We start from the raw sequence: 10667 nt of genomic DNA on the forward strand, positions 1-10667 counted from the left end.
CTTGTCATTCTATTTGAGTCAGCAGGCTGAATTCATTTGATCAGTCAGCCAGTAATTCTCATCTCGAATAGAAACCAATCATAATAAAAAGTTGATTTCACGGGGAGTCTTTCATGTCCAGATTAAACCAGGTTGTTATCGGTTTGCTTCTGATCACTGTGGGTTATGTTCTGGGGACTTCTCAGAGTTTTCAGAGCACGAGGTTGCTTGCTCAGCAAAAATCAGGAACTCCAACGGAGGAGACTGAAGATAAAATAAAAGGCGCTGTAAAACAGATGCTTGAATCCCAGTTGGCCCTGGAAGAGGAAAATTTCATGACCACCGCCACAAAAGGGTTAAACTCATTTGCTGTCTCTTGTGGTGGTGTGAATGCGATGGAAGATCTTGAAAACGGGAATGGCGTTGATCCAGAGACCTTCGCTGCATTATACGCCGATCTGGCCAAGCCTGATGTTGCTACTCATCTGGGCCGCGATGATCAGGGTAGAATTACCTACAAAAACAAAATCGTTCGCATGTATCCCGTCTCCCGATTGAAAAAGATGTTTGCGACTCGAATAAAATATACGGGTGAGACTCTGGAAAAAGAAAACAGCTTTTAAACGACCTGACTTCATTTCACTGTAGTTTCCGCAGTCGACTCGGTCAGACGTTGTATATGTTTGACGGGGAGTTTGAGTTCACACTGTATAGCGGTTCTTGTTTGCTGCTCTGTTTTTACGATGGCTTTGAAATTCCAACAGGCAGCTTTGGAATGTGCTGGTAATGCACTACGGGGCAAACGTACCAAAAAATTGGTTACCAGAGTTCCCCGGTCTTGTTGAGTACCACATCGGGCCAGTTCCAGCGTTCCTTTCAGTGCAGGCAATGTTGAGTTCAGCGCGCTGGTTAGAAACTGCCGCGGTTTTCGATCCTTCCGAGAGAGCCCGGCGCCGCCAAATTCCAGACTGATTGTTTCTACGGTCGAATGAATTGGGTGTAGACAACTCAGACGAATTTCAACAAAATCTGGAGATTGAACGTCTTGGGAAACGTCGTCGTTATATCTGGCGATTAAAGAGGGCCGCTCTTTACTTTTGGGAAATTTCAAAAGTGTCAATTGCATTTTCTGGAACCCGTTGACCTTGATTGTGATGTCATGGGCTAGCTTGCTGTTTGACTTGAGATGCACAAAGCTGGATGCAGTCGAAGCAATCTTCAGTGAAGTACTATGGTCATGAAACGGATTCCAGGTTCGCAGAGCAGGGCCCGCTAAGACAAATTTTCCACAATGAATGCCTGCTTGAGGAAAGCCTGATTGTGGGGAGAGCGAGTTCTCTGGAGCCTGTGCATTTAAGGATTGACTGACGAGATTCAGTGACCATTGCCGGAACAGTTCTGAGAAGCGAAATTCAGTGAGTTGTTCTATTTTTTTGATACCCGTTGAGGGGTGATGTGCGAAACGGTAAGAGAAATTCTGAGTGGGATCGATCTGATTGCACCAATCCAGAAACAGATTGACGGCTCCCCGACAACCATGATTACGCCAGAGTTGAGCGCGATAGTAGTCTGAGACAACCAGTGGATAAGATTCGGGACGACGATAAAATTCACTGATCCGGTAATCGCGATTTGTATAACCCGGTTCCATAATGTGCGCAATGCCCTCGTTCAACCAGTCTTCCTCATCCATTAACGGTCCAGATTGAGAGTGTGCTGGCGCAGTCCGAAAACTGGAAATGGCAGCGTGTGTCACTTCGTGGCTGAGTAAATCCAGTAATTCCTGACCAGGTTTGAGTGTTGAATTCAGATATAGCATGTCGGAGTGGTTGCTGAAAGGTTTTGCGACAGACTCTCGGAAATCGCTGGGTCGTACAAAACCATTGATCGATGTTTTGCCTCCCTGCAGCTTATTTAACCAGGGTGAGAGCAGGATGGTAAATCGTCCATCCTGATCCACATCGCGAATTGGGCCACATTTTCGGGTGATCTGATCCAGAACCTGTTGCTCCATGATTTTTATGATTTCATTGACCAGGCCAGCGGTCAATTCTTTTGTGTGCTGTTGGTCATCCAGATAAACGGCGACGCGCGGACTTTGTTGAATCAGTCTTCCTGTAATGCGTGTATATTTATTTTTGTCGGAGAAGTCGCCTTCAGTCACAAATAAATAGAAAGCTCGTTCGTTTTCTGGATGTTTTATTTCTAAATCGGATAGAGCGAGCGGTATTTGATGTTGTCTTTCATCAGATACAGGTGAAATGCTCAAATGACGATTTGAGTGAGTCGATTGAATGAGGTTACTCGTATTTTGAAAATAGCAGTCATCTGGCGCCCGATCATTGGATTTAAGATCTGCTGATAGATGAACTGTTCGCGAATGTTGAGGCGTTCGTTCCAAATTATTGATGATCAACACATATTCGTCGTCACTTCGAAGCGAAAGTGGAAAGCTCGGGTTCTTACTGGAAGTAATGATGTTTACAGGCTGGTTCCAATCCACAGGGAGAGCGCCAGGTATAACTGGTTTTCTTGCGGTGATCGTTCCAGAGTGAGTTCGATTTGCTTTCCAATCGTCTGTAAAATGTGTTGCAAACGGTTGAATCGCCAACGCGATCAGCACAAGTGCCATTGCGCTCAAAAACAAAGCCGTCCTGTTGAATTGCCATCGATCATTCATACGCAAAGACAGTGAAATAAAAAGAGAGTGAAAGAAATGGTGTCAGGTATTGATGTGCGGAATGGATGTCATTTGATGACACCCAGTTCGTAAAACAGGCGTTGCCCGATGAGGAAGTGAGGTGAGTCTGTATTCAAGATCGTCAAATCATTGGGGAGTTATTGAGCAGAATCGAGATAATCTGGACAAGCGACGAGCATCAGAATGGTCTGCTTTGTCTCAATGATGTGGACGAATGGATATTCCCCGGTCCGACTTAATAGAGCAGGTTCACGAAATCAATGATTTCGCTAAGTGGGCCTTGATCCTCACTTTCCCCATAATCGGACTATAAATTACGCGGATACTTCAGTCCGTGCCGACAATCACTATTCAAGTCCCACCAAATTTGGAGAATTAAGAGAAAATCGGGGGAATTTCCTTCAATGGAGTCCGAGATTGAATATACAATGCACAGTTGAGGAGAATGCGCAATTTGGCGATCGTCCATTTGGTCTGAGTGAGAGCATTCTTGCCTAAAGTTACTCGGGAGAGAGAAAAAATGTCAGAATCCAGATTTGGAATATCAATGTTTGTTTGGGCAGCGTCAACTATGTTGTTGTGCTCCTCGCAAGGCTATGCTGATAACAAACTTCCAGAAATATCAAACATTGGCCAGATCCTCAGTTATCAAAATAGCGAAGGCGAGCATTATTATGCTCTGCAAATGAAAGCAGATCGGTTACCCGCTGATGTGCATTCAGGAAAGCAGATTGCGATCCTATTTGATACTTCAGCCAGTCAGGTCGGCGAGCATCGAACTCAGGCGTTGGATGTTTTGAAGTCATTCCTGAGCGAGCTTCCCAACGATGCGACGGTTGGCATCTATGCTGTTGATGTGCAATGCACGCCATTCGTCAATGAATTCGTGGCACCACAGAGCCGAGGGGCCAAACTTGCAGTGGCATCTTTAGCCAATCGGGCACCATTGGGAGCAACGAATCTTTCTGAAGCTTTCAAAACTGTCATGCAGGGGCTACAGAAACAGCCGGTTCGATCCATTCTTTATATTGGGGATGGAATGAGTTCAGCCAGATTAATTTCTCTCCCGGAAATGGCTGCACTCACGAGTCAATTGGCTCATCAACATGTTCCCGTTCACAGTTATGCAGTGGGACCTAAAAAAGATTTACGACTTTTGGGAACGTTAGGAGTTTACACGGGTGGTATTGTTCTCGTCGATCAGGCTGAAGAGAAAAAGGATCTGCCAACGATAGTAGGTAAGCAATTAGCCAAAGCGGTTCAAGCTCCCGTTTTCTTTCCGAATACGATTCAGCTTTCAGACAAAAAATTGGAATTAAATACACGTCAAGCTTTGCCAATTCGTACAGACCGAGACACGGTTTATCTTGCCAAAGGCGAATTGAGTGGCCGGTTGTCACTTGAGTTGAGTAATCGTCATTTGAATGCTGACTGGAAATTTAATGTACCCGTTACACAGGCAGTCAATAGTTTCCTGGCTGTTCCCTGGATGAACTCTCAGCCGGGGCAGGATATCGGGATTGCCTTTGCCGGTCAGCGAATGATGAACCTAGCACGAACTGCTCATGAAGAGCGTATGGCTCAGTTAGAATTTGCGGGCACGCGTGCCATTCAAAGTGGTAATTTTGAACAGGCTGCCCGGTTTGGTAATCTGCTACATCAGCTCGATCCTGGGAATACGCGTGGTAATTCACTGTTGAAACTGTCCGATAAATTTCAACAACAAGATCAGTTGGCACAAGCGGATACCAAAAAACCAGCAGCCGATGCTAAGCCAGCAGCGGATGCCAAGCCTGAGCCAGCCACAAAAGCAGATGCAAAGCCTCCGATTAACGATTCGATCAGCAAAGTGGAGCAGTTAAGGCAGATCAAGGGAGCTCAGATGAAGATCGAGGTTTCCAATGCCATAGAAGAAGCGCGAACGATCACTGCTGAAAATCCCGAGGGAGCACTGAGCATATTGAAACGATCTTTGAGTTTCCTCAAATCTACATCGGATATTGATATTGATCTTCGTCAGCAACTGCAACGCCGTCTGAATAATAATATGGTGGATGTCCGCAGTCAGATGGAAATAGCTGAAACACGACAAATTCGTCAACAGCAACAGTTGGCACAGTTGGAACAACAAAAACGTCTTGTCGATAAAATTCTTTTGGAAGATGAAAAGCTGGAACAGTTGATCGACAGGGTACGATCCTTGATACAAGATGGTAAGCACGGAAACAGTGATGCTTATGAAGAGGCAGAAGCTGTTTCTCGGGTGGCTGTTCAGATGGAACCAGGTAATGGACCAGCGACAGCAGCGTTGTTTACATCTGAAGCAGCGGGACAATTGGATAAAGTATTCAGAATGCGTTCTCTACGATCAGACCGATTCCTGGAAACACTCTATCAGGTTGAATTATCGCACGTTCCATTTCCTGATGAACCTCCCATTCGTTGGCCTGCCGCGCCAGTCTGGGTCAATCTGACAGAACGTCGCAAGAAATGGGCCTCTGTTGACCTGCATCGCGCCAGCCCTGCAGAGCAGAGAATTTTCGAAGAATTGCAAAAAGAAACAGAAGCAAACTTCCCGGATATTCCGCTCTCAGAAGTCATGACTTACTTTGCTGAGTTGCATAATATCACAATTTTGATCAACTCAAATGATCTGGGTGAAGAAGGTTTAACAGTTGATGAACCGGTGAATGTTTCTTTAAGTGGCATCAAATTGAAAAGTGCCATGAATATCATTTTGAAACCGATCGGTTTGACCTATCTGATTGAAGATGAAGTGATGAAAATTACGACCATTGTGAAAGCAGATGAAATCTTAACCACACGCGTTTATCCGGTAGCTGATCTTGTGATTTCGGTATCCGCTCAACAGTCTTCAGTTGGAAGCAGCCAAGGCGGTTTTGGTGGTCAACAAGGTGGCAACGGCCTAGGTCAACAGGGCGGTGGCCAGCAAGGCGGTTTTGGTGGTGGTCAGCAGCAAGGTGGTGGTGGTCAGGGATTGTTTAATATCGCACCTGAATTTCTGATGATGACTACACCTAAGGCACAAAAAGGGCAGAAACAACCTGTCAAAAAAGCACAAGGTAAGGTTGCCAAAGAGGTCATTAAGCCGATTCACGATCCGGAAATGAAAGCGATTCTGGATGATATTCTAGGAAAAGCTGAATCCAAGCAGCCTCAGGCACAATTTCAGGTCGAGGACAATCCCTTTCAATTCAATAATCGCACGGTTAAACAACTCAAAAAAAAACCGGAAAGCGGGAAATAAACGGGAAATCGACATTACCTGATGTCCCTGGACAATCTAAATCAACAGTACGGAGCCGTTCTGAAAAGAAAGGCTCCGTTTCTGTTAATACTCCGTCGGTAAAAAAGAACGAAGTCAAGCTTCCATTAGTCGGCAATATCAAAGATCCGTCTACGTTTTGGAGCGACTATTTTTCCAAGCGAAAACCAGCGCCATCGGTAGTGAATGACTTAATATTCAATTTGCATCAGGCTGGCAAACATGAACATGTCATTGCCGCCATTAATGCCGCTCTGATACATAATCAATCGCAACCCTGGATGTACGATGTGCTGGCGTTGTCGATGGAAATTCTCGGACGTCCCAAGCAGGAGATTCAGCGAGTCTTGCTTTCTCGCATCGATTTTTCTGCGACGGATGTACCCAGCATGGTTTATTCGGCAGCCTATTTATCTCGATTCAATGCAGATGAGCAAGCGCTCAAACTGTACCAGCAGGCAGCAAAACTGCAGCCTGACCGACCGGAATCCTATATCATGGGATTACGACTTGCAGAAAAACTCAAAGACAAGGAGGCCCTCCAATGGGCGGCGACTGGAATTCTGACTCATGTCTGGGTGAATGATCATCAGCAGTGGCACGAGAGGGCTTTAAATGCATTAGCGGACCTGGAACAATCATTTAAAACTGCGGGACGAAAAGCAGAAGCCGAACGCGTTCGTTCAGCCAGACAACAGGCCTTGAAGCGAGATTTAAAACTGGAACTGACCTGGAATGGGGATGGCGATCTGGATCTGATTGTAGAAGAGCCTAAGGGAACAGTTTGTTCATTTGAAGCACCATTGACAGCCGGAGGCGGGGTGTTGTTGAATGACGGATATGGTCCCAAACAGAAAAATTGTCACGAAAACTATGTTTGTGCTTATGGATTTCCAGGAACCTATGTAGTGCGAGTGCGTTATGTATCGGGAAATATTGTTGGTCAGCGAGCGAAATTGAAAGTGACCCGTTATCACGGTTTAGATCGTCCTGTCATCGAGTCGATGATTGTGCCTCTGACGGAAAAGGATCGGGTGATTCCCATTGATCTTTCGAAAGGACGGCGGAGCAAAAAATCCGGGGTGCCACAGACTCTACAAAATTCTCAGAAAACAAGCCAGAATTCGATTCGTAATTTGTCGTATGGTGTTCGTCCGAATTCAAAGTCTGCTCGAGAGTCTTTAAAAAGTTTTCGCGTTTCACGACAGGCGGGAACAACAATTTCAACAGGGAGACAGGTTCCTTTGGTAACCGGCTCACAAAATATTGGTGGCGTTGCCAATCAACCAGTGATTTCTGTGATTCCGGAAGGAATCAGTCTGTCGGAGGCAGCCGTAATTTCAGCAGATCGCAGATATGTCAGACTGTCACTTTCCCCACAATTTATGAATGTGACCGACGTGTTTACGTTCAGTTTTCTGCAGCCTTAGCAAGCGATTGAGAGACTTTTATCTGACAAGCCCCGGATTGACATCCAGATCGAGGTCAGCGATTCGACCCTGGTCCAGATGATGCCAGGCGATTGCCGCCATAGCAGCATTGTCAGTGCATAAATCAAGAGGGGCCATGCTGAGATAGATGCCCTCTTCCTTTGTCATTTCAGCCAACCGTTCTCGAAGCAGTGTGTTCGCTGCCACACCCCCTCCTACACAAAGTGTTGAGTAATTGTACTGCTTAAGTGCCTGCTGGCATTTTTCGACTAACACATCAACAACTGTTTTCTGAAAGCTGGCAGCAAGATCAGCAATTCGTTCGGGAGTGAGCGGTGGTGGTTGTTTTTTTGCACCGGGGTTGCCGAGCGCGGTGTAGAGGACTGCGGTTTTGAGCCCGCTGAAACTGAAGCGGAGTTCGGGGTCTTTCAGAAACGTTCGGGGAAAGGGAAAGGCCTTTGGATTTCCGGAAACGGCGGTTTTCTGGATCGAAGGGCCTCCCGGATAAGCGAGCCCTAAGATTTTGGCGACTTTATCAAACGCTTCGCCGGCAGCATCGTCTATGGTTGCGCCAATTAAATCAAATTCGAAAGACTCGGAACAGTGATACAAATTTGTATGACCGCCACTTACGACCAAACCGATTGCAGGAAAAAGTGGTCGGGTTTCCTGCATTTGACAGGCGAACAGATGCCCTTCGATATGATTCACCGCAATGAGCGGCAAATCGAGTGTCATGGCCAGGGTTTTAGCCGCGGTTAATCCAATCAGGAGTGACCCCACGAGACCGGGCTCTGTGGCAACCGCGATGGCCGATAACTGGTTTAAAGAAATGCCTGCCTCTTTGAGTGCTTCATCAATGACGGGCAATATTCGTTCCAGATGCGCTCGCGAGGCTATTTCCGGGACGACGCCTCCAAATTTTTCATGCAAGTCAATTTGTGAAGAGACGATATTCGAAAGGATTCCCATGTCGCGCGTGATGACGGCTGCCGCGGTTTCGTCACACGAAGACTCGATCGCCAGAAGGTATTTTTTAGGCTGGTTCATGGATGATAACAGGTAATAAAAATGAAAAGCGACGTTCGGGTTTCAGAAGTCTCCGAAAGTCGCTTGCTTTGAAGGTGGGCTGAGATCAATTCAGCCGTTAGAATTCATCAATCACAATTCTGGCTACACATCACGTTTGATAGTATCTTTGATTCAATGACCAGAGTTGATTCTGGTATCGTTGAAATCGTTCTAGTGATTTGTCAAGCTTGGAATTGAGGGCTGGGAGTGTTGTTTACGTGCTTCGTTGTCGCAATCCCGTGATCTCGATCACCTTTAAATTCAAAAAAGACGCTCCACTAGGTTGTTTGAATGACAATTTTAGCTTTGGCTGGCTGCGGTAGACCTGCTGCTTTATTTGCAGGTTTAGCTGCTTTGGGTGCTGGTTTTTTTTTCGGTTTTTTCGCATCGCTCTTTTTTGTCGGCTTTGCTTTGTCTTTCAAGGCTGTTTCTACATATTTCATGGCAAGGTCAAGCTGTTTGTCGTTAAATTGTTCATCGTGCTTGGCACTGTGGTCCAGAATGTCTCTATTGCGGCGGTATTCTCCCAAATCTTCCAGTTCTTCGTCTTTCAGGCGTAAACGGTATTTCTCATCGGGAGTCACTCCCCAGACGTCTGTGGCTTTTGATCCTGGAAAACGGTGAATGTTTTTTCCACTTGGTCGATGGTAGCTGGCTGTGGTCAGTTTTAAGGCACTCTCTCCCTTTTCCAGTTCGATCACATTCTGGACGCTGCCTTTGCCCCAGGTTCGTTCTCCTACAATGGCGGCGCGTTTATGATCCTGCAGGCAAGCAGAAACAATTTCACTGGCGGAAGCAGAATAACGATTGACTATAATCGCCATTGGAAAACCGGAGTAAGTACCTTCTTTGGTGGCTTCCCACTTTCGATTGCGACTGTTGCGGCCTGCTGTACTCACGATTTTTCCAGACTCGATGAACATATCCGATATTTCGGTGGCCTGAGAAAGTAATCCACCGGGATTGAATCGCAGGTCTAGAATCAAGCCTTTCATACCCTGTTTCTTTAACTCGTCAATGGCTGCTCTCAACTCTTCCGAGCTATGCCGACTGAAGTGAGTCAGGCGAATATAGCCAATCTTGTCTTTTTTATTAATCATGAAATCCCAGGCATCGTCTTTTTTGTAAGTGTCTCCCAGTACGGTGGCAACATGGATGATTTCACGCGTAATTGTCAAAGGGATAGGTTCACTCGTACCTTTATGAATGACTGACATGCTGACTTTTTCTCCAGCACGCCCTTTGAGTGTTTTAATGGCCTCTGGAAGTGTGAAACCTTTTGTGGTTTTTCCTTCAATCTTATCAATGATATCACCGGCCCGAATTCCTGCTTTATATGCGGGAGTCCCTGGAAGCGGTGTCATGACGGTTAACCGCCCGTTATGTTCATCGATGTGAACCTGTATTCCAATCCCACCGAATTCCTGTTCGACCACCTGATTAAAGCGGGAGAGATCTTTAGGGCTGATGTAGTTCGAATATTGGTCCAGTTCCTTTACCATGCCTCGAATGGCTGCTTCTAGTAAGATACGTCGATCGACGTCTTTCACATAGTTCCGCTCAATCTGCTCATAAGTATCAGCGAAGAGTTTCATCATCTGATAATAGTCATCGTCTTTTTCTTTGGGTTTCTCATCAGCGTAGAGTGATTGAGAAAACGCTAACGAAAGAACAACGGACAGAAATAAGGATGAACTGATCAAACGGAATTTTTGCATGGATGATTCCTTATGAGAATTACAGAACACAATTCAAGCCAAGTAGCATAAAAGTTTCAATTGTGTTTTGTCTGAGTGACATAAACTCTGAATTTTATTTATTTCTTATGATATAAGTGTAGGCGATCAGGAAAGCAGTGGCAAGATTTGCCCTATAATCAATATGACTATAACTGGTGAATATAGAAAATACCATCGAAATTGAATTCCTGGGTTCAGCCGGATACATTGCATACTGGATCGTTTTACAAAAAAATCGTCTTTACCGGGCAAGAGAAATCATGGAGCCGGAAGTTCAAATCTTAACGGGTACAGCAGGTTCCGGGAAAACGGAACATTTGCTGATTCAATATCGGGCAGCCTTACAGGCTGGTCTCTCCCGACATTGTCCCGGTTCGACACTCTGGCTCTCTCCCACAATTCGTTCGCGGCGGCAGGTCCTGGATCTATTATCCTCTGAACAGATGCCAGTTTGTTTTGCC

At 45.8% G+C, this 10667-nt stretch carries 7 protein-coding genes; 4 read left to right on the forward strand and 3 right to left on the reverse strand.

Going from position 1 to position 10667, the window contains the following annotated elements; all coding sequences use genetic code 11:
• Nucleotides 1-113 precede the first annotated feature (113 nt).
• Complete coding sequence (locus Q0668_RS09795; RefSeq protein ID WP_298863569.1) at nt 114-602, forward strand: hypothetical protein; 489 nt, start codon at nt 114-116, stop codon at nt 600-602.
• A gap of 11 nt (nt 603-613) precedes the next feature.
• On the opposite strand, the gene Q0668_RS09800 is transcribed toward Q0668_RS09795, so the two are convergent.
• Nucleotides 614-2620, reverse strand: a complete 2007-nt coding sequence (locus Q0668_RS09800) for a hypothetical protein (RefSeq protein ID WP_298863572.1) — start codon at nt 2618-2620, stop codon at nt 614-616.
• 580 nt (nt 2621-3200) lie between these two features.
• Between Q0668_RS09800 and Q0668_RS09805 the strand changes: the two genes are divergently transcribed.
• Both Q0668_RS09805 and Q0668_RS09810 read left to right on the forward strand, forming a co-directional pair.
• Complete coding sequence (locus Q0668_RS09805; RefSeq protein WP_298863575.1) at nt 3201-5948, forward strand: hypothetical protein; 2748 nt, start codon at nt 3201-3203, stop codon at nt 5946-5948.
• Between the two features lie 200 nt (nt 5949-6148).
• Complete coding sequence (locus Q0668_RS09810) at nt 6149-7396, forward strand: hypothetical protein (protein ID WP_298863578.1); 1248 nt, start codon at nt 6149-6151, stop codon at nt 7394-7396.
• A gap of 18 nt (nt 7397-7414) precedes the next feature.
• On the opposite strand, the gene tsaD is transcribed toward Q0668_RS09810, so the two are convergent.
• Together tsaD and Q0668_RS09820 are read right to left on the reverse strand one after the other, a co-directional pair.
• On the reverse strand, nt 7415-8446 hold the full coding sequence (gene tsaD / locus Q0668_RS09815) for a tRNA (adenosine(37)-N6)-threonylcarbamoyltransferase complex transferase subunit TsaD (protein WP_298863580.1): 1032 nt from the start codon (nt 8444-8446) through the stop codon (nt 7415-7417).
• 299 nt (nt 8447-8745) lie between these two features.
• The gene (locus Q0668_RS09820; protein WP_298863583.1) at nt 8746-10185 is read right to left on the reverse strand and encodes a S41 family peptidase; all 1440 of its coding nucleotides are present in this window, start codon (nt 10183-10185) and stop codon (nt 8746-8748) included.
• Nucleotides 10186-10361: 176 nt separating this feature from the next.
• Here Q0668_RS09820 and Q0668_RS09825 point away from each other — a divergent pair.
• On the forward strand, nt 10362-10667 hold a 306-nt coding region (locus Q0668_RS09825), incomplete at its 3' end, for a hypothetical protein (protein WP_298863585.1).

Source organism: uncultured Gimesia sp. (assembly GCF_937910335.1).
GTDB lineage: Bacteria > Planctomycetota > Planctomycetia > Planctomycetales > Planctomycetaceae > Gimesia.